Consider the following 22989-nt stretch of genomic DNA (forward strand, 5'->3'; position numbering starts at 1 on the left):
GCGCCCCGAGGTCCACCCCGGAGTCCGCCCCGCCCGTCCACCCGGATGCCCTCGCCCGCTTCCTTCCGGTATCCCCCGATTAGTCTTGTCAACAGGCTGTGGACAAGTTTTCGGACAGATCATGGCCGAGGGGCACAACGGAAGGAATCGGGCCATGGCCGCATTCACGGAGGGCACACCCTGCTGGGTGGATGCCTCGCTTCCGGACGTCGAGGCGGGAAAGCGCTTCTACGGTGAGCTCTTCGGGTGGACCTTCGGCGAAAGCGCCGGCCCCGAGTACGGCGGCTACACCCAGGCCTACAGCCGCGGCCGCAACGTGGCCGCCCTCGCCCCCAAACCCGACGGCCGCATGCCCACCGTCTGGGGGATCTACCTCTACACCTCCGACGCCTACGCGTGCGCCGCCCGCATCCGCGCCTCCGGCGGCCAGATGGTCATGGACCCCCAGCCGGTGGGCCCGTACGGCGCCGCCGGGCTGGCCGCCGACCCGGGCGGGGCCGTCTTCGGCCTGTGGCAGCCCGGCACGCACCACGGCTTCGAGGCCCAGCAGGAGCCGTACACGTACTGCTGGAGCGAGGTCTACACGCGGGCCCGCGACGCGGTCGACGTGTTCTACGCGAACGTCTTCGGCTACGTCCCCGAGGACCAGGACGACGCGGGTTCGGGCGTCGAGTACCGCCTGTGGTCCCCGCCCGGCAGCCGGCCCGGGGCGGAGACCGCCGTCATGGGGCGCAGCCTGATCACCGACGCGTTCCCGGAGATCATGCCGGCGCACTTCCTCGTGTACTTCGCCGTCCCGGACTGCGACGAGTCCGTCGCGACGGTGAAGCGGCTCGGCGGCCGCGTCACCGCCGACCCCTTCGACACGCCGTACGGGCGGATCGCGGTCGTCGCGGACAACCAGGGCGCGGTGTTCGCCCTGCTGTCGGAGTCACGCACGGGGCCGGTGGGCTAGGCCGTCCCTTCCGGATCCTGCCCGCCCGGTGGAGCCCGGCCCGGACTGTGACGACACGGCCCCGGCGCGGGCCTGACAGAATCGGGGTTGCGCGACCCCGGGCGGCGTCCGGGGTAAGACGCTGCACGGGGCCGACCGCCGTGCCGGCGCGCGTGCAGGTGGGAACGGGCCAGGCAGAGGCCCGTACGGGGAGGTGTGAGGCGAGTGGTGGAGCAGCTGACGCAGCACGACCCGAGACGGATCGGCCCCTTCGAGGTGCTGGGACGGCTCGGCGCCGGCGGCATGGGGCTGGTCTATCTCGCGCGGTCGGCATCCGGACGCCGGGTGGCGATCAAGACCGTGCGGACCGAGCTCGCCGAGGACCAGCTGTTCCGGGTGCGCTTCACCCGCGAGGTGGAGGCGGCACGCGCCGTCTCCGGCTTCTACACCGCGGCCGTGGTCGACGCCGACCCGCGGGCCGCCGTGCCGTGGCTGGCGACCGCGTACGTCCCGGCGCCCTCCCTGGAGGAGATCGTCAACGAGTGCGGGCCGATGCCCGTGCAGGCCGTACGGTGGCTCGCCGCCGGCATCGCCGAGGCCCTGCAGTCCATCCACGGCGCCGGCCTCGTCCACCGCGACCTGAAGCCGTCCAACGTGCTCGTCGTCGAGGACGGCCCGCGCGTGATCGACTTCGGCATCGCGAGCGGCGTCTCCAACACCCGCCTGACCATGACGAACGTGGCCGTCGGCACGCCCGCGTACATGTCGCCCGAGCAGGCGAAGGACTCGCGCAGCGTCAAGGGCGCCAGCGACGTCTTCTCGCTCGGCTCCACGCTCGTCTTCGCCGCGACCGGCCACCCGCCGTACCACGGGGCCAACCCGGTGGAGACGGTGTTCATGCTGCTGCGCGACGAGCCCAACCTGGAGGGGCTCCCGGACGAGCTGCGTCCGCTGATCGACTCCTGCATGCAGATGGACGCCACGCAGCGTCCGACCCCGGCCGACCTCCAGGCGCAGCTCGCCCCGCACCTCTTCGACGGCGGCGACGACAGCGGTACCGCCTCGGCGTGGCTGCCGGGCCGGGCCGTCGCCATGATCGAGGCCCGGCGGGCGGGCCAGCGCACGGCGGCCGCGCCGGTCCCGGCGCCCGGCCGACCCGCGGGGCGTGCCGCCGAGCCCGCCACGCACCGCCGGGAGCCGCGCGGCAGCGCCGACCCCTGGGTCGACCCGCGGACCGGCCAGGCGCTGCCCCAGCGCCCGCAGCACCCGCCCCGGCCGGCGTCCCCGGCGCCGTCCGGCGAGCCGGTCCGCCTCGGGGGCTCCCCGGTGCCGATCGGGCCCGGGCCGCGCGCGTCCGCCTCGGCGTCCGCCGCGCACGCGGCCGCCGTGGACTCGGCGACCGGCTGGGTCCGCCCGCCGGGCGGGGTGGCGGCCTCGCAGGCCCCGGCTTCCTCTTCCTCCCCGTCGTCCGTGGCGGCGACCTCGGGCCCGGCCCCGGACAGCGGCCGCTGGCGCCCCTGGCGCTTCCGCATGTCGAACGAGGTCTGGGGCACCCCGACCGTCGCCGGCGACCTGCTCTACGTGACCTCCTTCGAGGTGCACGCGCTGGACGTGGCCAGCGGCCGCCGCCAGTTCAAGACCCGTGACGTCGCCTGGTCGATGGCCGTCGCGGACGGCCGCATCCACGCCTCCGACGGTCCTTCCCTCTACGCGCTCGACGCCTCCGACGGCTCCGAGCTGTGGCGGCTGAACACCGACGCCTGGGTGTACGCGCTGCGCGCCGACCGGGGCACCGTCGTCACCGCCACCCGCGGGGGCGGCGTACAGGGCTGGGAGGCCAGAGACGGCCAGAAGCTGTGGGAGCTGACCGGAGCCCAGAGCGATTTCGAAACCCCGGAGGCGGCCCCCGTCCTGCACGACGGCACGGTGTACGTGTGGCAGGACGCGCGGCTGCGCGCCCTGGACGCCCGCAGCGGCCGCGAGGCCTGGTCGTACCCGGTCGGCGACGCGGCCTCTTGCGGCAACGTCCCGGTACGGGTCACCCCGGCCCCGGACGGCAACGTGTACGTCGCCGCCGGCACGCGCGTGCTGTCCGTGGACCGGGCCTCGGGCCGGGTCCGCTGGCACTTCGAGGCCCCGGCGGTCTTCCTGGCCGCCCCGGCGTTCGCGCCGGGCGCGGCGGTCACGGGCGGCGGGGTCTACCTCGCGGACTACCTGGGCACCGTGTACGCCCTGGACGCGGCCACCGGCACGGACCGCTGGCGCATCGCGACCGAGCCGCGGCCGTCCTCGGACCCGGTGCTGGTCGCGAACGGCAACGTCCACCTGGGCGCCGGCAGCGCGCTGTACACGCTCGACGCGGTCACCGGCACCCCGAAGTGGCGGTTCGCCGCGGGCGGCGAGATCACCGGGCTGCCGGCGGTCGCGGACGGCCGGGTGCACTTCGGTTCGGCCGACCACTGCCTGTACACCCTGGACGCGGCAGGCGGCCAGCTGCGCTGGAAGCTGGCCACGGGCGGGGAGATCATGGGCGCCCCGGTGGCCGAGGCGGGAGTGGTCTACGCCTGCAGCAAGGACCGCTGCGTCTACGCCCTGGACGCCGCCAAGGGGACGGGGACCCGTACGGCCGGGTGAGGGGTTTCCGGCCCCTCCGGGTCGCGCGCAGCACCGGGAGTGACAGGATGGACCCCATGAGCAACGTTTACTTCGACATCAACATCGACGGCCAGCCCGCCGGCCGCATCGTCTTCAGCCTCTTCGACGAGGTCGTCCCGAAGACGGCGCGCAACTTCCGCGAGCTGGCCACCGGCCAGAACGGCTTCGGCTACGCCGGTTCCGGTTTCCACCGCGTCATCCCCCAGTTCATGCTCCAGGGCGGTGACTTCACCAACCACAACGGCACCGGTGGCAAGAGCATCTACGGCGAGAAGTTCGAGGACGAGAACTTCCAGCTGAAGCACGACCGCCCGTACCTGCTGTCGATGGCGAACGCCGGCCGCAACACCAACGGCTCGCAGTTCTTCATCACCACCGTCGTCACCTCGTGGCTGGACGGCAAGCACGTCGTCTTCGGCGAGGTCGTCGAGGGCCAGGACGTCGTGGACGCGATCGAGAAGCTCGGCACCCCCTCGGGCTCCACCCGCGCCAAGATCGAGATCGCCGCCTCGGGCGTCGTCGAGAAGGCCTGACCCACAGCCGGACGGCCCCGCCCCCTTTTCAGGGGGCCGGGGCCGCCGTCATGTCCGGTCGCAGCCCAGGCGGGTTCGCGTGTGCGTGGCCGCCGGGCACCCCGTCACAGCTTGACCAGGACCCCGAGCCAGGTCCACCCCGCGCCGAGGACGGTTGAACTCTCAACTGAATGCTGTACGGTTCAGTTCAGTTCCCCAAGGTTCAAGGCTGGTAGCGTGGCCCGCCGTTGTCCCGGGGGAAGGAATCGCGCCATGTCGGCCGGACGTCACATCAGATTCACCGCGGTGCTCGCGGGCGTCGTGCTCGCGCTCACCGGGTTCTCCTCCGGGCACGGCAAGCACAGCAGTGGCGGCGGCGGTTGCTCCGGCTCCAAGACGCGCCACCACAGCACCACCGACGACAACAGCACCCGCGGCAGCTCCACCGCGTCCCCGGGCCCGAGCACCCCGCCCGCCCACGCCGTGGTCGTCACCTGCGCCGGCCCCGGCCGCCCGCAGGCCGTCCTCCGGGTCACCTCCGATGTGGACGGCCAGCGCACCGTCGACGTCCCCCTCACCTTCGAGGGCAGTGCGGGCACCGTCGACCGGACCTCCGTCCGCGTCACCCTCAAGCCCCGCGAGACGCAGACCGTCACCGTCCCGATGACCAGCCCCGGCAAGGTCTCCGACGTACAGCGCTGCCAGGTCGGCAAGATCGGCTGACCGCCGGGGCCCGGCGCCCCGGGCCGGTGCCCCGGCTCAGCGGATCCGCGGCTCCGGGGCCGCCCGGCGTCCCGTGAACAGGTCCGCCTGCCGCTCCGGCGGCAGGTTCCCCAGCGAGATCAGCGCCGGGGCCTGCGCCAGTGCCTGCTGCAACGCGGCCTGCTTCGCCGACCACAGGGCCCGTACGGTGCCCTGCACGGCCTCCGTCGGATACCCGGCCAGCGTCTGCGCCGCCCGCAGCGCCGCCGGGAGCAGCTCCTGCGGCTCCGCGATCTCCGAAACCAGGCCGATCTCGTACGCCCGCTGCGCGGAGAGCCGTTCTGCCGTCCCCATCAGGGACATCCGGGCGGCCTCTCCGAACGGCATCCGCTGCGCCATGTACACGGCCTCGTACGCGCTCACCATCCCGTACGCCGTGTGCGGGTCGAAGTACGTCGCGGCCCGGGAGGAGACGATGAACTCCGACTCGCCCAGCAGGTAGAAGGCCCCGCCGCAGGCCATGCCGTTGACGGCGGCGACCACCGGCTTCCACAGGTCGTTCGCCTTCGGGCCGACGGACAGCAGCGGGTCGTCGACCGAGTACGGGGACGCGGGCTGCGGGACGGACACGCCGCGGTCGACGCCCGTGCAGAAGGCGGCCGGGCCCGCCCCCGTCAGCACCACCGCGCGGACGTCCTGCGCATGCCGGAACTCCCGCCACACCTCGGCCAGTTCCGCGGCCGTCGCCAGGTCGATCGCATTGTGCTTGCGCTCCCGGTCCAGGGTGACGACCGCGACCCCGCTCGCCTTGTCCCGCTCCACCCGTACCGTCACGGCTTCTCCAGTACCCAGCGCGGCACGGTGATCCCGCCGGTCTCGGTGAACACCACGTGGACCCGGGCGCCGATGCGCAGCCGGGCCGGGTCCACCGAGTTCAGCGGGGCATCGGCGGAGGTGACCAGGTTCCCGGCGAGGCGGATGTGCGGGGCGTCGGCGAGCTCCACGAGGACCACGTTGTACGGGGCCTGCGCGGCGTACGCGGGGAGCAGCGGCGGGTGCGGCCGCACGTACGACCAGATGCGGCCGCGGCCGCTCACCGGCCGCCACTCGGAGTCGAACGACTGGCAGTGCGGGCAGCACGGTCTCGGGGGGAAGCGGAGCCGGCCGCAGGCGGTGCAGGCCTGGATGCGCAGTTCGCCCCGGGCTGCGTACTCCCAGAAGGGGGCGCCGTCCTCGTCGGGGACCGGGAGGAGCAGTTCGTCGGCGGTGGTGGCCGGGGTCGTCGTCATGGTCGCTCGCTCCTCAGGCTCGCAGCAGGATCGCGGACGTCGGGACACCCTCGCCCGCCGTCACCAGGCAGGTCGCGGCGTCCGGCACCTGGGCGGTGGAGATGCCGCGCAGTTGCTTGACGCCCTCGTTGATCAGGTTGAAGCCGTGCACGTAGGCCTCGCTGAGTCCGCCGCCGCCCGTGTTGATCGGGAGCCGGCCGCCGATCTCCAGGGCCCCGCCCTCGGTGAACGCGGCGCCTTCGCCGCGCCCGCAGAAGCCGTAGCCCTCCAGGGAGAGCGGGATGAGCGGGGTGAAGGCGTCGTAGATCTGGGCCACGTCGACGTCCTGGGGCCCGAAGTCGGCGTGCTTCCACAGGTGCCGGGCGGCGGTCCAGGCGGGGCCGGACAGCGGGTCGTCGTTCCAGTAGTTGACCATGCCGTGGTGCTGGGAGGGCAGGCCCTGGGCGACGGAGTGGACGTACACGGGCTTGTGGCGGCAGTCCCGGGCCCGCTCGGCGGAGACGATCACGCAGGCGAGGGCCCCGTCGGTCTCCAGGCAGTTGTCGAAGAGGCAGAGCGGGTCGCTGATCATGCGGGAGGTCATGTACATCTCGCGGGTCAGCGGGCGCTCGTACATCATCGCGGCCGGGTTCTCGTTGGCCCGGTTGCGGCAGGCCATGGCGACGTTGAAGAGGTGGTCGCGGGTGGCGCCGTACTCGTGCATGTAGCGGCGCGCCAGCATGCCGATCTCGTCGGCCGGGCGCAGCAGTCCGAAGGGGCGGGTCCACTGGCCGGGGGTGGGCAGCTGGACGGCGGTGTTCTTCCAGGGGCGCGGGCCGGAGCCGCGTTTGCGCGAGCGCCAGGCGACGCCCACGTTCGCCTGCCCGGTGGCGACGGCGGCCGCGAGGTGGCCGACGGTGGCGCAGGAACCGCCGCCGCCGTAGCCGATCTTGGAGAAGAAGGTGACGTCGCCGGCGCCGATGGCCTTGGCAACCTCGACCTCGTCGGTCTCCTCCATCGTGTACGAGGAGAAGGCGTCGACCTCGGACGGTGCGATCCCGGCGTCCGCGAGGGCGGCGAGGACGGCGCGGCAGGCCAGTTCCTTCTCGGACTCGTGGAGCCGTTTGGCAAAGGCGGTCTGGCCGATCCCGACTATCGCCGTAGCGTCCTTGAGTGTTGCCGCCATCGCCACCTCCGGGGCCGCGCCAGTACTGACAGCCGCGAAGGCTACAGCTAATCTGACGGATAGTCAGCTACCGGGAGGGGTGTGCGATGAGCGAGGACGCGCGGGGGGATCTGCGCTGGGGCAGCATCGCGGGACTGGTGCGCGCGGCAGCCGGGCGGTACGCCGACCGCGAGGCCGTCGTCGACGGGCGCGCCCGCATCACGTACGCGCAGCTCGGCGAGCGCGTCGAACGGGCCGCGGCCGCCGCCGTCGCCGCCGGGATCGAGCCCGGGGACCGCGTCGCCGTCTGGGCCCCCAACACCCTGGAATGGATCGTCTCCGCGCTCGGCGCCGTCTCGGCCGGCGCTGTCCTCGTCCCCCTCAACACCCGTTTCAAAGGCTCCGAGGCGGCGTACGTCCTGCGGCGCAGCCGGGCCAGGCTCCTCTTCGTCACCGGCACCTTCCTCGGCACCTCCTACGTCGCCTCCCTGCGCCGCGCGGCAGGCGAAGGGGAGGGCGCCGGCCCGCTCCCGGGACTCCCGCACCTCGAACAGGTCGTCGTCCTCGCCGAGGACGCCCCGCAGTCCTTCCGCACCTGGAAGGACTTCCTGGCCGACGGGGACGCGGTCGGCGCCGAGACCGTGCGCGAACGCGCCGAATCGATCCGCCCCCAGGCCCCCTCCGACATCATCTTCACCTCCGGCACCACCGGCAGCCCCAAGGGCGCCGTCATCACCCACGCCCAGACCCTGCGCTGCTACGACGTCTGGAGCGAGCTCGCCGGCCTCCGCGAGGGCGACCGCTACCTGATCGTGAACCCCTTCTTCCACACCTTCGGCTACAAGGCCGGCATCATCGCCTGCCTGATGCGCGGGGCCACCATGGTCCCGCAGCCCGTCTTCAACGTGGACACCGTCCTCGCCAACATCGCCGCCGAGCGGATCTCCGTACTCCCCGGCCCGCCCACCCTCCACCAGTCCCTCCTCGACCACCCCCAGCGCGACCACCACGACCTCTCCGCCCTCCGCCTCGTCGTCACCGGCGCCGCCGTCGTCCCGCTCCGGCTCGTCGAGCGGCTCCGCGGCGAACTGCACATCTCCACCGTCCTCACCGCGTACGGGCTCTCCGAGGCCAGCGGCATCGTCACCATGTGCCGCCGCGGCGACCCGGCCGAGGTCATCGCGTCGACCTCGGGACGGGCCATCCCGGACACGGAGGTGATCGTCGCCGACCGGCACGGGTGCGCCGCACCCGCCGGCACGGCGGGCGAGGTGTGGGTCCGCGGCCACCACGTCATGCAGGGCTACTTCGAGGACCTGGCCGAGACCGCCGCCGCCATCACGCCCGACGGCTGGCTGCGCACCGGCGACGTCGGCGTCCTCGATGCCGACGGCAACCTGCGCATCACCGACCGGATCAAGGACATGTTCATCGTCGGCGGATTCAACGCCTACCCCGCCGAAATAGAACAACTCCTGGGACTGCACCCGGACATCGCCGACGTGGCCGTCGTCGGCATCCCCGACCCGCGCCTCGGCGAGGTCGGCAAGGCGTACGCGGTGCGCCGCCCCGGCTCCACCCTCACCGCCGACGACCTGATCGCCTGGTCCCGCCGGGAGATGGCCAACTACAAGGTCCCGCGCACCGTCGAGTTCGTCACCGAACTCCCGCGCAACGCGAGCGGAAAGGTCCTCAAACGCGAACTCCGCGCCCGCCCGCTCAGGGGGTGAGCGTGCCCAGGTCGATGACCGCGGGGAACGGGACCGCCACCTTGAGCCACTCGCGATGGATCCCGGTCGGAACGTACGACCGGGTGACCGTGTCCAGCTCGTAGACGTGAACGACGGGCTCGCCCTCCTCGTCCTCGACCCGCCAGAAGTGGGGGATCCCGGCCTGGGCGTACTTGAAGGGCTTGATGGAGCGGTCGCGGTCGGCCGACTCCTCGGACACCACCTCGACCACCAGGGCGACCTCTTCGGGGAGGAAGCGGGTGCGGTCGGGGTCGTAGGCGACCGTGACGGCCAGGATGTCCGGCTCGGGGCGGCTCCTCTTGTCGAGGCGGACGGTCATCTCCCGCTCGATGACCATGCCGTCGGGCGCTGCTTGCTCCAGCCTGGCGGTCAGCCTTCCCACGAGCCGCGAGTGCCAGGACCGCTGCGGGGACATCATGAAGATCAGCGCTCCGTCGATGAGCTCGGTGTGCCGGGGGGCCTGGGGCCAGTGGTCGAGGTCGTCCGCTTCCCAGCCGCTCGGGCGGGGCGGGAGCATCCATTCGGGGAGCTCGGCTGCCATGGTGTCCTCCAGAGGGTGCCGGGCCAGCCTACTCGGCCGCGCGCTTCTGCACCGGCGCTCTAGCCGGGCTTCCGGGCCAGGAGCAGCCGCCAGCGCGGGGTTCCGTCGTCGCGGCGGCCGAAGTGCTCCAGCGGGACCGTTTCCACCGTGAACCCGGCCGCCCGCAGGTCGGCGCGGACCCCGCCCAGCGGGAACGTCCGGTAGTACATGACGAACGGCGGCCGCCACACGGCGTTGCGCACCCGCATCGCGGCGTCGAAACCGGCCACCGCCCACCACACGGGGGAGGTCGGCGGTATCGGCGCCCCGATCGGGAAGGCGAAGAGGCCGCCCGGTCGCAGGGCGGCGTGGACACCGGAGAAGAGGGCGGGCCGCTCGGCCGGGAGGAAGTGCCCGAAGGCCCCGAAGCTGACGGCCAGGTCGTACGAGCCGGCCAGCTCGGGCGGCAGCGCCCGCGCGTCGGCCCGCACGAGCTTGACGCGCTCGTCGGGGTGGGCGTGCGCGGCCTCGGCCAGCATGCCCGCGCTCAGATCCACCCCGGTCACCCGGTCCCGGCACAGCCGCCGCAGCATCCCCAGCCCCGCGCCGGTGCCGCAGCACACGTCCAGCCCGTCCCCGAAGGATCCCTCCCGCTGGGCGAGAGTCTCCTCCACGGCGTCGAGCATGCGGTCCGGTGTGCGGAACGGGGTGTGGTCGAACGTCGGCGCGAGCAGGTCGTAGCCGCGCTCCACCGAGGAGAGGGCCTGTACGGCGAGCTCGCGGAGCGTCGGCCCCTGGGAGGTGAACACCGCCCCAGCCTAATGAGCGGACGGCCGCGCGGACACAAGGACAGGACATGCGGACGTGCGACGGCGGCCGTGGTGGCTCCCCCTCCGGGCCACCGCGACCGCCGTCCTTGTTGTGCTCCCCCGTGGTTCGTGCTCCCCCGTGGGCCTCCCCCGTGACCCCCGTTGGCCGTGCTCCCCCGTATCCCCCGTGGTCCCCCCGTCGGTCCCCCGTATCCCCCGTGGGACCGTCCCCCGTATCCCCCGTGGGACGTCTTACGGACGCGGGCCGGACGCGTGGTTGTCCAGCGTCACGATCTCCTCGTCCGCAGCCTTGTCGTCGAGCGGCTTGATTTCCGTGCCGGAGGCGTGGTTGTCCATCGGCGTGATGTCGACGCCCGTACCCGTCGCGTGGCTGTCGAGAGGCTTGATCTCGATACCCGACGCGTGGTTGTCGAGCGGCCTGATGTCGCTGTCGTTCGGCAGGATGTTCTCGTTCGTCGTCATCGGTTCTCCTGATGGATGGGTCGGGCCCGTTCGGCGATTCCCCCGCGGACCGCCGAACGGGTGGTCCTCCAGCCGGCTCCCGCGCCCCCCGACGCGGTGAGTCGATGTACCCATCGTGGCCGACGGCGATAAACGAACGATGAATGCCTCGTTCATCCGCCGATCGGTGCAGCTCAGGCCGCAATCTCCGAAGCCAGCAGGGCTTGCACCTCGGCCAGTTCCGCCGACTTCAGCTGCTTGAAGACGACCTCCGCATCCCGCCAGCACACCCGCGCCCGGTCCCGCTGCCCCAGCCTCCGCAGCGCCTTGCCCAGCACCGTCAGCACGGTCGCCCGGCGCCACTCCCCGCCGATCCCGCGCAGCGCGATGGCCTGCTCGGCGTGCGCGGCGGCCAGGGTGGGACGGTGCGCCGCCAGATGGGCCACGGCGAGCCGGAAGTGCGTCACGCCCTCCCACAGCGGCTGCCGGTTGTCGTGGAACAGCGAGAGCGCCTCGGTGAGCTGCGTCTGCGCCTCGCCCAGCCGGCCTGCCTGGGTGAGGGCGATGCCCAGGGCGTAGCGGCCGTTCGCCAGGCGCAGGGTCAGGCCCATCCGGTCGTATATGGCGATGCCCTGCTCGGCGAGGTCGATGGCGCTGGTCAGCCGGCCCAGTTCGACGTGGATCCGGGAGAGGTTGCACAGCGCGCTGGCCTCGCCGATGTGGTTTCCGTCGGCGCGGAAGTTCTCGATGGCCTCCAGCAGGTACCGCTCGCCGTCCGCGTGCCGGCCCTGGTAGAGGGCGATGATCCCGCGGTCGTTGGGCGCCCAGCAGCTGGGCAGCGGGTCGCCGGCCTCGCGGGCGAGGACCATCGCCTGCCGGGCCTCGTCGTCGGCCTCGTCGAAGCGGCCGGCGACCAGGTGGACGTTGGTGAGGGTGGTACGGGCCCGACCCTCCGCGTGCGGGTCCTTCGCGGCGTGCGCGGCGTCGCGCAGGGCCACGGCGGCGGACTCGTACTGCTTGGAGTTCGCCCCCGACTCGGCGAGGTCCTTGGCCGCCCACAGCAGGTCCACGGAACGGCGCAGCACGTCGACCACGCTGCCCTGCCCGGTCGTGCGCACGGAGGACTGCCGGACGCAGGCCAGCAGCGGGTCCGCCTCGGCGTACAGCCAGTCCAGGGCGGCGCGCGGCTCGGTGAACCGCAGCCCCGGGTAGTGGGTGGCCGACAGGTGCGCTGGGAGCCGGTCGCCGGGGCGCTCCACGGCGTACACCGCGGAGGCGGTGGCCAGGTAGAAGTCCAGCAGCCGGTCCAGGGCGGCGTCCCGGCCGCTCGGAGGCTGCTCGTCGCGCTCGGCGCAGGCACGGGCGTAGAGCCGTACGAGGTCGTGGAAGCGGTAGCGGCCGGGCGCGGCCGATTCGAGGAGGGAGCAGTCCACTAAAGCCTCCAGGAGGTCCTCGGTGTCGTGCTCGGGCCGGTCGAGTACGGCGGCTGCCGCGGCCAGCGAGATGTCGGGCCCGTCGGCGAGGCCGAGGAGGCGGAACGCGCGCTGCTGGGCGGGCTCCAGCTGCCCGTACCCCAGCTCGAAGGTGGCTTTGACGGCGAGGTCGCCGGCCTGGAGCTCGTCGAGGCGGCGGCGCTCGTCGGCGAGCTTCGCGGCGAGGACGGACACCGTCCAGGTGCGCCGGGCGGCGAGCCGGGAGGCGGCGATGCGGATGGCGAGCGGCAGGAAGCCGCAGGCGCCGACCACGTCCAGGGCGGCCTGGCGTTCGGCGCCGACCCGCTCCGCGCCCACGATCCGGGTGAACAGCTGAAGGGCCTCCTCGGGGCTCATCACGTCGAGGTCGACGAGATGGGCCCCGGCGAGGCCCGCCATGCGGACCCGGCTGGTGACGAGGGCGGCGCAGCCCGCGGTGCCCGGTAGCAGCGGCCGTACCTGGGCGGCGTCACGGGCGTTGTCGAGCAGCACCAGGACGCGGCGGCCGTCGAGTGTGGAGCGGTACAGCGCGGCGCGCTCCGCGGCGGTGTCCGGGATGGCCGTGTCGGGGGTGCCGAGCGCGCGCAGGAACGAGCCGAGGACGGCGACGGGCTCGGCGGGCCGCGGCTCGGTGCCCTGGAGGTCGACGTAGAGCTGGCCGTCCGGGAAGTGCGGGCGGGCGGCGTGCGCGACGTGCACGGCGAGCGTCGTCTTGCCGACGCCGCCGATGCCGGCGAGCGCGGAGACCGCCATGACCTGGCCCCCGACACCGGACAGGATCTCGCCGAGCTCGTTGACGAAGGTGGTGCGGCCGGTGAAGTCGGCGACGGTGGCGGGCAATTGGGCAGGCCTCACGAGTGCGGGCGCGGCGGCCGGAGCCGGGTCTTCGGCGCGGGCGAGTTCGGCGTCCGCGCGCAGGATGCGTTGCTGGAGCGCGGAGAGTTCGGGGCGGGGGTCGACGCCGAGTTCGTCGGCGAGGAGCCTGCGGGTGTCGGCGTACACGGCGAGCGCCTCGGCCTGCCGGCCGCTGCGGTACAGGGCGAGCATGAGGAGCTCGCGCAGTCGCTCGCGCAGCGGGTGGGCGGCGGTGAGGGCGGTGAGCTCGGAGACGGCCTCGGCGTGGTGGCCGACCTCCAGGTCGAGGTCGAGGCGGGTCTCCAGAAGCTGGAGGCGCCATTCGGCGAGCCGGGTCCGCTCGGTCTCGGCGTGCGGGCCGGGGACCCCGGCGAGCGGCTCGCCGTCCCACACGTCGAGGGCGCGGGCGAGCAGCGTACGGGCGAGGGTGCGGTCGCCGGCGGTGCGGGCCTCGTCGGCGTCGGCGGCGAGGCTGCGGGCGACGCCGAGGTCGAGGGCGCCCGCGGGGGTGTGGATGGCGTAGCCGCCGGACTCGGTGACGAGCATGCCGGGCGCGAGGACCTTGCGCAGGCGGGAGGCGTACGTACGGATCGTGGCGAGGGCCTGCTGCGGCGGGTCCTCGCCCCAGATCGCGTCGATCAGCTCCGGCGCGGTGGCGGTGCGGCCGCCGCGCAGCAGGAGAGCGGCGAGCAGGGCGCGCTGCTGGGGGGTGCCGGAGGGGAGCACCTCGCCGCCGCGCCAGGCGCGGATCGGCCCGAGGACGGCGAAGCGGGTGCCCGGGGCGGCCGGACCGGGGTGCGCCCCGGCGGGAAAGACGGCGGTGTCCGGTTCGCAGACGGCGGCTTCCGGCCCGCAGGCGGCGGTGTCCGGTTCGGGGGCTACGGCGTCCGGTCCGGTGGCGGTGGTGCTGTTCAAGGCCTCCTCCGCGGCAGGGGTGTTCGGGGCGGGAACCTCCGGGGCGCCGGCCTCGGCCGCCGTCCGGGCGTCCGGCGCGGCAGCGGATCGGCGCCGGGCTGCCTCGGGGTGGTTCCGCTGGTGCGGGATGGCCGGTATGCCGTCCATCTGTCGTCCCCCCTGCCTTCCGTCGGTGTAAGGGCCAGTCTGCCCTGTCTTGCGCTTACCCGTCAGCCCGTGTCGGACCGATCACTTCCGAACTAGCTGACGGTTCGTCAGATTGACGCTACCGTGGAGAGCATGGAGACCTTCCCGAAGATCATCTCGGTGGACGACCACACGGTTGAACCTCCCCACGTCTGGCGGGACCGGCTCCCGTCCAGATACCAGGACACCGGCCCCCGGATCGTCCGCGCACCCCTGAAGGAAATGACCTTCCTCGGCGGCAAGTTCGCCCCGGTCATGGGCGCCAAGGGCGACGACGGACCGATCGGCGACTGGTGGGTGTACGAAGACCTGCACCGCCCCCTCACCCGGCTCGACACCGCCGTCGGCTACGACCGCGACGAGATCAGGCTTGAGGTGATCACGTACGAGCAGATGCGCCCGGGGTCCTTCTCGGTTCCCGAACGCCTCGCGGACATGGACGTCAACCACGTCCAGTCGGCGCTCTGCTTCCCGACCTTCCCCCGCTTCTGCGGCCAGACCTTCACCGAGGCCAAGGACCGTGAGCTCGCACTGCTCGGCGTACGGGCCTACAACGACTGGATGGTGGAGGAGTGGTGCGGCCCCGAGGCGCGCGGCCGGCTCATCCCGCTCACCCTCATCCCGCTGTGGGACGCCCGGCTCGCCGCCGCCGAGGTCCGCCGCAACGCGGCGCGCGGGGTGCGCGCGGTCGCCTTCTCCGAGATACCGCCGCACCTCGGGCTGCCCTCCGTCCACACCGGCGAGTGGGACCCCTTCCTCGAAGCCTGCGACGAGACCGGCACGGTCATCGCCATGCACATCGGCTCCTCGTCGAGGATGCCGTCCACCTCGGCGGACGCACCGCCCGCGGTCGGCTCCACCATCACCTTCGCCAACTGCTGCTTCTCAATGGTCGACTGGCTGATGAGCGGCAAGTTCGAACGCTTCCCCAACCTGAGGATCATGTACGCGGAGGGCCAGATCGGCTGGATCCCGTACATCCTGGAACGCGCGGACGTGGTCTGGGAGGAGAACCGAGCCTGGGGCGGTGTTGCGGACAAGGTCCACCGCCCGCCGTCCGAGCTCTTCGCGGAGCACGTCTTCGGGTGCTTCTTCGACGACCCCTTCGGGCTGAAGAACCTCGACTCGATCGGCGTGGCCAACGTCCTCTACGAGACGGACTACCCGCACTCCGACTCCACCTGGCCCAAGTCCCGCGAGGTCGGCGAGGCACAGATGGGCCACCTTGCGCCGGACGTGGTGGACCGCATCGTGCGCGGCAACGCGATCGACCTCCTCGGCCTGACCCCCGAGGGTCTGTGGCCGGGCGCGTAGCGGTCCCCTTGCGGTGAACGTGAACATCAGGGCATGCTTCGCCGGAGCAAAGTCGGAGGGGCGGTGACGGTGGACAAGCGGACCGTGGTGACCGGGGTGTTGTGCGCGGTGGCGGCGCTGGGCGCGTCCGCTGCCATGACGAAGGTGGTGCCGGCCGCGGAGGGCCGGTCGGAGACGCACGTCAAGGCGGCGGCTCCGGCGAAACCCTCACCGAGCCAATCTTCGCGATCGCAAGCAGCGAAGCAGCCGCAGCTGAACACCTCGGGAACGCCCCGGCCGGGCAGCCCCGCAGCCTTCACCGGAGCCCTGTTCGAAGGCGGTGTGCAGGGCGACCACTTCTGCACGGCCACCGTGGTGCACAGCCCGGGGAAGAACCTGATCGTCACCGCCGGGCACTGCCTGCTCGCCGGGAAGACCGGCGGCGGAGGCGCCGTATTCGCACCCGCGTACGCCAACGGCGGTGCCCCGTACGGCGCCTGGACCATCGAGGAGGTCTTCGAGGACCCCCGCTGGGCCGAGGGCACGGACGACGACTACGACCTCGCCTTCGCCCGCCTCGCCCCGGACGCCGCCGGCCGCAACATCGAGGACGTCACGGGCGCCGCCACCCTGGACACCACGGGCCGCTCCGGCGAGGAGATCACCGTCACCGGCTACCCGGCCGACCGCAAGGTCCCGCGCACGTGCACGGCGCCGGCGATCCGCGAGACCCCGACGGAACAGCGCTTCGACTGTTCGGACTTCCCCGGCGGCACGAGCGGCAGTGCCTGGCTCGCCCGCGACGGCAAGATCATCGGCGTCCTGACGGGCGGCGACACGGACGACGTCTCGACGAGCACGATCCTGGGCGAGTACGCGGCGACGCTCTACGCGAAGGCGACGTCCGCGCCCCGCTGACCCGCTGACCCGCTGATCTCAGGGGCGCTCGCCCAGCACGTCCAGGTAGTGCGCGTTGTACATGAAGCCGAGGACGTTGCCGAACGGGTCGACCACGGAGGCGGTGACGAAACCCGTACCGCGCTCCGTGGGCGGCTGGTACTGCTTCGCCCCCATGGACAGCAGCCGCTCCATCGTCGCGTCGACGTCGTCCACGTGCCAGTACACGACGGCCCCGCCCGGCCCGGCCGGCGCGCCGGCGGGTGCGTGGCGGCGGTCGATCAGCCCGAGCTCGTGCTGGTAGTCGCCGAGCCGGAACTCGGCGTACCCCGGACGCTCGAAGTACGGACCGAAGCCGAGGAGCTCGGTGTACCAGGCCTTGGCCGCCGCCAGATCGGCGGCCCAGAAACTGACGGTGGTCAGACCTCGCAACACGGACGCTCCCTCGTTCGCCGGCGAGGACACCGGATCCCGGCCGATGCCAGGACTCTAGACACCAACTAGGCCGGTTCCTGTCCTCGTTGTCACGGTGTCGCGCCGCACCGCCTTTTCGGCCGCCCCGTACTCAGCCGACCAGCCCGAGGTGGACCGGCCCGGCCGGGGCGCCGGCCAGCAGGTCCGCGAGCCGCGGGGGCCACAGGGGTTCGCCGAGCGAAGCCAGCGCCTCCTGCGACAGCCAGCGCCAGTGCGCGTCGGGGGACTCCGGGACGGGATCGCGGCGGGGACCGGTGGTGACGTAGATGTGCTCGTGCTGGCGGACGGGAATCCCCTCGTGGGTGAAATCGTGCTCCCAGGTGCACAGCAGCCGCTGCGGTTCGAGGTCGGTCCACCCGGTCTCCTCCCGCAACTCCCGCCGCACGCACTCCTCGGGGGTTTCACCGGGATCGATCCCCCCGCCGGGCGGCAGCCAGTGAATGCCGACCTCGACGTTGTTCTCACGGAAGAGGAACACCGAGCCGCTGGGGGAGAGGATGACAATGCGGGCTGCCTGCCTGGGAGTTCTCATCAGATCAGCGTACGACGGAGAGGGCGGCGCGGTGAGGGGGTTGTGGGCTCGGAGTCGGGAGGGCCGGCCGTTCGGTGACGGGTCCGCAGGCCTGGCTGCTCCACCCTCCCGCCCCCGCCCCCGCCACCGGCCTCGTCACCCCCACAAAGCGAACGACGCCCGCTCCCGCCATGCCACTCCGTCGTGGGCCATGAGGTCCACCGATGCGATGCGGGCCGTGAGGGGCAGGCGGTGGGCGAGGTCGGCTTCGATCTCGTCCAGTACCGCCGCGTCCTGGCGCTGTGCGACCGTCAGATGCGGGATGACATCGGCGAACCGGCCCCCGTACGGCTGGGCCTGCGGCCAGCGGTGGGTGATCGCGCGGGTGAGCCTGCGCAGCTCCGTGTCCGGCTCGGGGGCCAGGTACAGCACCTCCGGGAAGCGGCGGCTCTCGGCGAACCGTACGTCGAAGGCCCGGCGGCCGCCCACGATCTCGGCGAGGGCCGCATGGACGGCGGCGTCGACCAGGTGCTCGTCGAGGAACGGGAAGAGCACCGTCACGTGTGCCGGGTGCTCCGGGAGCGAGACGATCACGGTGTTCGCGGTGCGTGGCCGCCTTGGCCTGCAGGTCGCCTCGATCGCGCGGGCCCACGGCGCGAAGCCGGTGGGGGTGCGGGCAGGCCCGGGACCGGGCGGCGGGCTGACGGTCCGGGTCCGCTTTCCGGCGACACCCGTGCCGCACCGGACGGCCTCGCCTCAGGAATCCCTGGTGATCGGCTGTGTACCGTCGCAGACATGAGCGAGCACCCCCGCGCCGGCTCCTGCAGTCCCCGCACGTTCCGCGGCCTCCGTTCGCCCCGGCGGGTCGCCGCCGTCGCCGCCGTGGGCCTGCTGGCCTTCGGGGCCGGCTGGGCGTACACGGCCCAGGAGGACAACTCCGGCGCCCCGGCCCAGGCCCGGACCGGCGACCGCTCGGGCGGAGCCGTCACCGCGGCGACCGCCACCTCGGACGGCGTCCCCGCCGATGCCGCACGCGCCGGCCGCGGGACCCGCGGCGCCCCCGGAGCCCCGGCCGCCCACGGAACCCCCCACCCCGCCCAAGGCCTGCCCGGCCTCAGCGAGGCGACCCGGGGCCGGATCCCGGCCACCGCCCGCCAGCTCGTCCTCGTCACCGGCAAGGGGAGGTACTCCTCGCAGTCCACGGCCGCCCTCTACACCCGGCCGGCGTACGGCGCCGACTGGCACCGGACCGGCAGCTGGCCCGCGCACAACGGCGCCAAGGGCTGGTCGTCCGTCGAACGCGAATACGGGGACCTCACCACCCCCATGGGCGTGTTCACCCTGACCGACGCCGGCGGTCTGCTGCCGAAGCCGCCGGGCACGAAGTTCCCGTACGACCGCGACCGCCTCTTCGTCCCCACCGGCCGGGGCGTGAACGGAGAGTCCCTCGCGGGCGTCTTCGAGTACGTCGTCGCGATCGACTACAACCGCCGGACAGGGGTCTCCCCGCTGGACCCGGTCATGCCGGAGGGCGAGGACAAGGGCGGTGGCATCTGGCTCCACGTCGACCACGACGGCCCCTCGCAGGGCTGCATCGGCATCCCGAAAGAGGGCATGAGGAAGCTCCTGACCACCCTTGACCCGGCGGCGAAGCCGGTCATCGTGATGGGGCCGGCCGGCTTCTGACCGGCGGGCTCTCCACCGGCCGGGTTCCGGCCTGCGCGGCCCGCCCGCGCAGGAGCAGCCCGATGTACGCCAGGTCGAAGACGCTGCACATGATGCCCAGCCCGAGGATGAACGGTGAGTCCTCGACGACCCCGAAGAGCACGGTCGGGGCGAGCGTCCCCAGCCATTTGGCGATGGCGATGACGAGGGACTGCCCGCGCGGCCCGCGCCGGTCGGCGTAGAGGGCGATGAACAGCCCGGACATCAGCAGGTTCTGCAGGAACGCCGAGTACCGGCTCGCGTCGTGCGTACCGAAGTGCGCGAGGAAGAGCCACTGCACGGCGAAGCCGGTGCCGAACACGAGGACGCTCCACGCCGCGAAGAGCGGCCGCGTCACGAACCCGGGCAGCTCGGCCCGTCCGAACCGCAGGTACGTCCAGATGATCGCGATGTCGGCGACCGCCCACACGACGTTGACGATCCCCTGCGCGGAAACCCCGCTCACGAACTCGCCCGCGGCGTAGGTCGACTCCCACGCGAAGTTCAGCGCTAGCGCGGCCACCGGCATCGCATACGTCCGGTCCCGCAGCCCGACCCGGATCGCCTCGACGTACACGACGGTCCACGCCACTCCGCTGACCAGCGTCAGAAACAGATCCACGCGCGGCACCCTAGCCAACGCGCCCCGGCCGGCACATCCCCCGCGTACGGCCCGCCCGGCGCGTGGACGGGTCGAACCCCTTGCCTGACGGTCCGTCAGCTACGACGATGGCCCCCGGCGCCGGCAGGACGCGAACCGGCAGCCGCAGGCGAAGGCGGAAGACGGAGCGGAGGCGCCATGGCGCGCGTGTTTGCGGAGGGCCGGCTGGTCTACGGGATGCAGCTCCCGATCCAGTCGCAGAGCACCATCTACGCCGAGCCCTGGGAGGTCTCGGCGACCGCCGCCGACCTCGCCGAGGTGGCGCGGGCCGCCGACCGGGCCGGGTTCGGGTACCTGGCCACCTGCGACCACGTGGCCATCCCGCGCCGCCTTTCCGGCCCCATGAGCACCGTCTGGTACGACCCCGTGGCCACCCTCGCCTTCCTCGCCGGGATCACCGAGCGCGTACGGCTGCTCAGCCACGTCGCGATCCTGGGTCTGCGCCACCCGCTGCTCAGCGCCAAGCAGTACGCCACCGTCGACCACCTCTCGGGCGGCCGGCTGGTCCTCGGCGTCGGCGCCGGCCACGTGCAGGAGGAGTTCGAGGTCCTCGGCGTCGACTTCGCCGGGCGCGGGGCCGTGCTCGACGAGACCCTGGACGCGCTGCGCGCCGCCCTCGGCCCCGAGGAGTACCCGGAGTTCGAGGGCGAGCTGTTCTCCTTCAAGGACCTCGGGCAGCTGCCCCGCCCCGCCCAGGCCCGCATCCCCGTCTGGGTCGGCGGCTCCTCGCCCGCCGCCGTCCGCAGGGCCGCCGTGCGCGGCGACGGCTGGCTCCCGCAGGGCGACCCGCGGGACCGGCTCCCGGCGCAGATCGCCCGGATCAGGGAGCTCCGCGCGGCGGCCGGGGTCGCGGACCCCTTCGAGTTCGGCGCGATCACCGAGGCGCTGTACGTCGGCGAGCCCGGCTGGGACACCGGCCGCCGCACCCTCACCGGCAAGGCGGAGGCGCTCGCCGAGTCCCTGCGGGAGTACCGGGCGCTCGGCGTGGACCAGATCCAGGTCCGCTTCCGCAGCCGCGACCGCGGCGAACTGACCGATCAGATAACCGCTTTCGGGGCCGAGGTCGGCCCCCTCCTCAACGACTAGCGACAGGGGCAGAGCGATGGGCAAGCTGGACGGGCGCGTCGTCGTCATCACGGGTGCGGCGCGCGGCCAGGGCGAGCAGGAGGCCCGGCTCTTCGCCGCCGAGGGGGCCAAGGTGCTCCTCGGCGACGTGCTGGACGAGCAGGGCGCCGCCGTCGCCAAGGAGGTGGGCGAGGACCGGGCCCGGTACGTACGGCTGGACGTGAGCCGGGAGGAGGACTGGGCGGCGGCCGTCGCGGCGGCCAAGGAGGCCTTCGGCCGGATCGACGGCCTGGTCAACAATGCGGGCATCCTGCGCTTCAACGAGCTGGTCTCGACCCCGCTGGAGGAGTTCGAGCAGGTGGTCCGGGTCAACCAGGTCGGTGCCTTCCTCGGCATCAAGGCCGTCGCGCCCGAGATCGAGGCGGCCGGCGGCGGCACCATCGTCAACACCTCCTCGTACACCGGCCTGACGGGCATGGCGTACGTCGGCTCGTACGCGGCGACCAAGGCGGCGATCGTCGGCCTGACCCGGGTGGCGGCGCTGGAGCTGGCCGCCAAGGGCATCCGGGTCAACGCGATGTGCCCGGGCGCCGTGGACACCCCGATGGCCAATCCCGGCCTGCTGGACCCGGCGAACATGAGCGACGAGGCCCAGGACGCGATGACCGAGCTCTACCGGCGGGTCGTGCCGATGGGGCGGGTGGGCAGGCCCGACGAGATCGCCCGGCTGGCGCTGTTCCTGAGCAGTGAGGACTCCTCGTACATCACCGGCCAGCCGTTCGTCATCGACGGCGGCTGGACGGCGGGCGTCAGCATCCTCTGACCATCATCTGATGGAGCGTCAGGTATTGACGCTCGCGCTTTCGCGGTGGAACAGTCGACTCATCAGATCTGACGACACGTCAGAAATCAAAGGACGGTGAACCCCCTTGGAATTCGGGCTCTTCGTGCAGGGATACGTGCCTGAGGCGCGGTCCAAGGTCGACCCCGAGGCGGAGCACAAGGCGCTGATCGAGGAGACCGAGTACGTCATCCAGGCCGACAAGTCCGGCTTCAAGTACGCCTGGGCCTCCGAGCACCACTTCCTGGAGGAGTACTCGCACCTGTCGGCCAACGAGGTGTTCCTCGCGTACCTCGCCCACGCCACCGAACGCATCCACCTCGGCTCCGGCATCTTCAACCCCCTCGCCCAGGTGAACCACCCGGTCAAGGTGGCCGAGAAGGTCGCCATGCTCGACCACCTCTCCAAGGGCCGCTTCGAGTTCGGCACCGGCCGCGGCGCGGGCAGCCACGAGATCCTCGGATTCCTGCCCGGCATCACGGACATGAACCACACCAAGGAGATCTGGGAGGAGACCATCGCCGAGTTCCCCAAGATGTTCCTCCAGGAGGAGTACGAGGGGTTCCAGGGCAAGCACTGGTCGCTGCCACCGCGGAAGATCTTCCCCAAGCCGTACGGCAAGGCCCACCCGGCCATGTGGTACGCCGCCGGCTCCCCCTCCTCGTACGCGATGGCCGCGAAGAAGGGTCTCGGCGTCCTCGGGTTCAGCGTCCAGAAGGTCTCCGACATGGAGTGGGTGCTGGAGCAGTACAAGACGGCCATCCAGGAGGCCAAGGCCATCGGCGCGTTCGTCAACGACAACGTGATGGTCACATCGACCGCGATATGCGCCGAGACGCACGACAAGGCGGTGGAGATCGCGGTCAACGCGAACATGAACCGCTTCCAGTCGCTGGTCTTCCGCTACCACGACACCTTCCCGCGGCCCGAGGCGATCCCGCAGTGGCCCGAGACGCTGCCCGAGTACAACGCGGAGATCATCGAGCTGCTGATCGCCGAGGAACTGCTGATCTGCGGCGACCCGTCCGAGGTGCTCGCACAGTGCAAGCGCTGGGAGCAGGCCGGCGCCGACCAGCTGTCGTTCGGCCTGCCGACCGGCGTCTCGTACGAGGACACGATGACCACCGTCAAGCTCATCGGCGAGCACGTGATCCCGAAGATCGACACGGACCCGGTCCACCGCACCACCCGCTTCCGCCAGGCCGTCTGACCTGTCGGGGGCCAGCCCCCGGACCCCCGTGCCTCAAACGCCGGCGAGGCTGAAATTGCCCTCCGGGCAATCCAGCCGTGCCAAGGAGGCGGCACCAGCCAAAATCCAGCCCCGCCGGCGTTCGAGG

General features: G+C 72.5%; 22 protein-coding genes. 11 read left to right on the top strand and 11 right to left on the bottom strand.

The window, feature by feature from the left end:
* Positions 1 to 154 precede the first annotated feature (154 nt).
* The 4 genes from ABTY04_RS08025 (at position 155) to ABTY04_RS08040 (ending at position 4824) form a co-directional block, all read left to right on the top strand.
* Positions 155 to 955, top strand: coding sequence for a VOC family protein (locus ABTY04_RS08025; protein WP_352212485.1), 801 nt, complete (start codon positions 155 to 157; stop codon positions 953 to 955).
* A 204-nt stretch (positions 956 to 1159) separates the two neighbouring features.
* Positions 1160 to 3568, top strand: a complete 2409-nt coding sequence (gene afsK / locus ABTY04_RS08030; protein ID WP_352212486.1) for a protein serine/threonine kinase AfsK — start codon at positions 1160 to 1162, stop codon at positions 3566 to 3568.
* Positions 3569 to 3624: 56 nt separating this feature from the next.
* Complete coding sequence (locus ABTY04_RS08035) at positions 3625 to 4122, top strand: peptidylprolyl isomerase (RefSeq protein ID WP_352212487.1); 498 nt, start codon at positions 3625 to 3627, stop codon at positions 4120 to 4122.
* A gap of 252 nt (positions 4123 to 4374) precedes the next feature.
* Positions 4375 to 4824 (top strand): hypothetical protein, encoded by a 450-nt coding sequence (locus ABTY04_RS08040; protein WP_352212488.1) that lies wholly within the window; start codon positions 4375 to 4377, stop codon positions 4822 to 4824.
* Positions 4825 to 4860: 36 nt separating this feature from the next.
* On the opposite strand, the gene ABTY04_RS08045 is transcribed toward ABTY04_RS08040, so the two are convergent.
* The 3 genes from ABTY04_RS08045 to ABTY04_RS08055 are packed head-to-tail and all read right to left on the bottom strand — an operon-like array spanning position 4861 to position 7257.
* On the bottom strand, positions 4861 to 5637 hold the full coding sequence (locus tag ABTY04_RS08045; protein ID WP_352212489.1) for an enoyl-CoA hydratase/isomerase family protein: 777 nt from the start codon (positions 5635 to 5637) through the stop codon (positions 4861 to 4863).
* Positions 5634 to 6092 carry a Zn-ribbon domain-containing OB-fold protein gene (locus ABTY04_RS08050; RefSeq protein WP_352212490.1) on the bottom strand — a complete coding sequence of 153 codons (459 nt, stop codon included), beginning with the start codon at positions 6090 to 6092 and terminating at the stop codon, positions 5634 to 5636. Before ABTY04_RS08050 ends, ABTY04_RS08045 begins: the two co-directional genes overlap by 4 nt.
* 13 nt (positions 6093 to 6105) lie before the next feature.
* Positions 6106 to 7257 (bottom strand): lipid-transfer protein, encoded by a 1152-nt coding sequence (locus ABTY04_RS08055; RefSeq protein WP_352212491.1) that lies wholly within the window; start codon positions 7255 to 7257, stop codon positions 6106 to 6108.
* An 86-nt stretch (positions 7258 to 7343) separates the two neighbouring features.
* On the opposite strand from ABTY04_RS08055, the gene ABTY04_RS08060 reads away from it, so the two are divergent.
* Positions 7344 to 8966 (top strand): FadD3 family acyl-CoA ligase, encoded by a 1623-nt coding sequence (locus ABTY04_RS08060; protein ID WP_352212492.1) that lies wholly within the window; start codon positions 7344 to 7346, stop codon positions 8964 to 8966.
* Here the strand turns inward: ABTY04_RS08060 and ABTY04_RS08065 are convergent.
* The 4 genes from ABTY04_RS08065 to afsR all read right to left on the bottom strand — a co-directional run bounded on the left by ABTY04_RS08065 (position 8956) and on the right by afsR (position 14167).
* Positions 8956 to 9528 carry a Uma2 family endonuclease gene (locus ABTY04_RS08065; RefSeq protein ID WP_352212493.1) on the bottom strand — a complete coding sequence of 191 codons (573 nt, stop codon included), beginning with the start codon at positions 9526 to 9528 and terminating at the stop codon, positions 8956 to 8958. The two genes, ABTY04_RS08060 and ABTY04_RS08065, sit on opposite strands and share 11 nt — an antisense overlap.
* Positions 9529 to 9587: 59 nt before the next feature.
* On the bottom strand, positions 9588 to 10316 hold the full coding sequence (locus tag ABTY04_RS08070; RefSeq protein ID WP_352212494.1) for a class I SAM-dependent methyltransferase: 729 nt from the start codon (positions 10314 to 10316) through the stop codon (positions 9588 to 9590).
* A gap of 252 nt (positions 10317 to 10568) precedes the next feature.
* Positions 10569 to 10799, bottom strand: coding sequence for a hypothetical protein (locus tag ABTY04_RS08075; protein WP_352212495.1), 231 nt, complete (start codon positions 10797 to 10799; stop codon positions 10569 to 10571).
* Between the two features lie 173 nt (positions 10800 to 10972).
* Positions 10973 to 14167 carry an SARP-family global regulator AfsR gene (gene afsR, locus ABTY04_RS08080; RefSeq protein ID WP_352212496.1) on the bottom strand — a complete coding sequence of 1065 codons (3195 nt, stop codon included), beginning with the start codon at positions 14165 to 14167 and terminating at the stop codon, positions 10973 to 10975.
* A gap of 132 nt (positions 14168 to 14299) precedes the next feature.
* Here afsR and ABTY04_RS08085 point away from each other — a divergent pair, with 132 nt between their 5' ends.
* Together ABTY04_RS08085 and ABTY04_RS08090 are read left to right on the top strand one after the other, a co-directional pair.
* A complete protein-coding gene (locus ABTY04_RS08085; RefSeq protein WP_352212497.1) occupies positions 14300 to 15520 on the top strand; it encodes an amidohydrolase family protein in 1221 nt (406 codons plus the stop codon).
* A gap of 69 nt (positions 15521 to 15589) precedes the next feature.
* Complete coding sequence (locus ABTY04_RS08090) at positions 15590 to 16417, top strand: trypsin-like serine peptidase (protein ID WP_352212498.1); 828 nt, start codon at positions 15590 to 15592, stop codon at positions 16415 to 16417.
* Positions 16418 to 16435: 18 nt separating this feature from the next.
* Here ABTY04_RS08090 and ABTY04_RS08095 read toward each other — a convergent pair whose 3' ends face one another.
* The 3 genes from ABTY04_RS08095 to ABTY04_RS08105 form a co-directional block, all read right to left on the bottom strand.
* On the bottom strand, positions 16436 to 16831 hold the full coding sequence (locus tag ABTY04_RS08095; RefSeq protein ID WP_352212499.1) for a VOC family protein: 396 nt from the start codon (positions 16829 to 16831) through the stop codon (positions 16436 to 16438).
* Positions 16832 to 16961: 130 nt separating this feature from the next.
* Positions 16962 to 17402: an NUDIX hydrolase gene (locus ABTY04_RS08100; RefSeq protein ID WP_352212500.1), complete on the bottom strand. Its 441-nt coding sequence runs from the start codon at positions 17400 to 17402 to the stop codon at positions 16962 to 16964.
* A gap of 135 nt (positions 17403 to 17537) precedes the next feature.
* Complete coding sequence (locus tag ABTY04_RS08105) at positions 17538 to 17975, bottom strand: 2'-5' RNA ligase family protein (protein ID WP_352212501.1); 438 nt, start codon at positions 17973 to 17975, stop codon at positions 17538 to 17540.
* 201 nt (positions 17976 to 18176) lie between these two features.
* Here ABTY04_RS08105 and ABTY04_RS08110 point away from each other — a divergent pair, with 201 nt between their 5' ends.
* On the top strand, positions 18177 to 19067 hold the full coding sequence (locus ABTY04_RS08110) for a L,D-transpeptidase family protein (protein WP_352212502.1): 891 nt from the start codon (positions 18177 to 18179) through the stop codon (positions 19065 to 19067).
* Here the strand turns inward: ABTY04_RS08110 and ABTY04_RS08115 are convergent.
* Positions 19039 to 19707, bottom strand: coding sequence for a transmembrane-type terpene cyclase (locus ABTY04_RS08115; protein WP_352212503.1), 669 nt, complete (start codon positions 19705 to 19707; stop codon positions 19039 to 19041). The genes ABTY04_RS08110 and ABTY04_RS08115 overlap by 29 nt on opposite strands.
* A 177-nt stretch (positions 19708 to 19884) precedes the next feature.
* Here ABTY04_RS08115 and ABTY04_RS08120 point away from each other — a divergent pair, with 177 nt between their 5' ends.
* The 3 genes from ABTY04_RS08120 to ABTY04_RS08130 all read left to right on the top strand — a co-directional run bounded on the left by ABTY04_RS08120 (position 19885) and on the right by ABTY04_RS08130 (position 22862).
* Complete coding sequence (locus ABTY04_RS08120) at positions 19885 to 20832, top strand: LLM class F420-dependent oxidoreductase (protein WP_352212504.1); 948 nt, start codon at positions 19885 to 19887, stop codon at positions 20830 to 20832.
* 16 nt (positions 20833 to 20848) lie between these two features.
* On the top strand, positions 20849 to 21634 hold the full coding sequence (locus tag ABTY04_RS08125) for an SDR family NAD(P)-dependent oxidoreductase (RefSeq protein ID WP_352212505.1): 786 nt from the start codon (positions 20849 to 20851) through the stop codon (positions 21632 to 21634).
* A gap of 106 nt (positions 21635 to 21740) precedes the next feature.
* Complete coding sequence (locus tag ABTY04_RS08130; protein ID WP_352212506.1) at positions 21741 to 22862, top strand: LLM class flavin-dependent oxidoreductase; 1122 nt, start codon at positions 21741 to 21743, stop codon at positions 22860 to 22862.
* The last annotated feature ends 127 nt before the right edge of the window (positions 22863 to 22989 follow it).

It is taken from the genome of Streptomyces sp. NPDC097981, assembly GCF_040302565.1.
Classification (GTDB): Bacteria; Actinomycetota; Actinomycetes; order Streptomycetales; family Streptomycetaceae; genus Streptomyces.

What these genes read in the sequence shown, in the direction of transcription:
- ABTY04_RS08110 (WP_352212502.1), top strand. Translation starts at nt 18,177, where the DNA reads ATGAGCGAGCACCCCCGCGCCGGCTCCTGCAGTCCCCGCACGTTCCGC.
- ABTY04_RS08050 (WP_352212490.1), bottom strand. Translation starts at nt 6,092, where the DNA reads ATGACGACGACCCCGGCCACCACCGCCGACGAACTGCTCCTCCCGGTC.
- ABTY04_RS08075 (WP_352212495.1), bottom strand. Translation starts at nt 10,799, where the DNA reads ATGACGACGAACGAGAACATCCTGCCGAACGACAGCGACATCAGGCCG.
- afsR (WP_352212496.1), bottom strand. Translation starts at nt 14,167, where the DNA reads ATGGACGGCATACCGGCCATCCCGCACCAGCGGAACCACCCCGAGGCA.
- ABTY04_RS08120 (WP_352212504.1), top strand. Translation starts at nt 19,885, where the DNA reads ATGGCGCGCGTGTTTGCGGAGGGCCGGCTGGTCTACGGGATGCAGCTC.
- ABTY04_RS08025 (WP_352212485.1), top strand. Translation starts at nt 155, where the DNA reads ATGGCCGCATTCACGGAGGGCACACCCTGCTGGGTGGATGCCTCGCTT.
- ABTY04_RS08035 (WP_352212487.1), top strand. Translation starts at nt 3,625, where the DNA reads ATGAGCAACGTTTACTTCGACATCAACATCGACGGCCAGCCCGCCGGC.
- ABTY04_RS08065 (WP_352212493.1), bottom strand. Translation starts at nt 9,528, where the DNA reads ATGGCAGCCGAGCTCCCCGAATGGATGCTCCCGCCCCGCCCGAGCGGC.
- ABTY04_RS08100 (WP_352212500.1), bottom strand. Translation starts at nt 17,402, where the DNA reads ATGAGAACTCCCAGGCAGGCAGCCCGCATTGTCATCCTCTCCCCCAGC.
- ABTY04_RS08040 (WP_352212488.1), top strand. Translation starts at nt 4,375, where the DNA reads ATGTCGGCCGGACGTCACATCAGATTCACCGCGGTGCTCGCGGGCGTC.
- ABTY04_RS08060 (WP_352212492.1), top strand. Translation starts at nt 7,344, where the DNA reads ATGAGCGAGGACGCGCGGGGGGATCTGCGCTGGGGCAGCATCGCGGGA.
- ABTY04_RS08085 (WP_352212497.1), top strand. Translation starts at nt 14,300, where the DNA reads ATGGAGACCTTCCCGAAGATCATCTCGGTGGACGACCACACGGTTGAA.
- ABTY04_RS08055 (WP_352212491.1), bottom strand. Translation starts at nt 7,257, where the DNA reads ATGGCGGCAACACTCAAGGACGCTACGGCGATAGTCGGGATCGGCCAG.
- ABTY04_RS08125 (WP_352212505.1), top strand. Translation starts at nt 20,849, where the DNA reads ATGGGCAAGCTGGACGGGCGCGTCGTCGTCATCACGGGTGCGGCGCGC.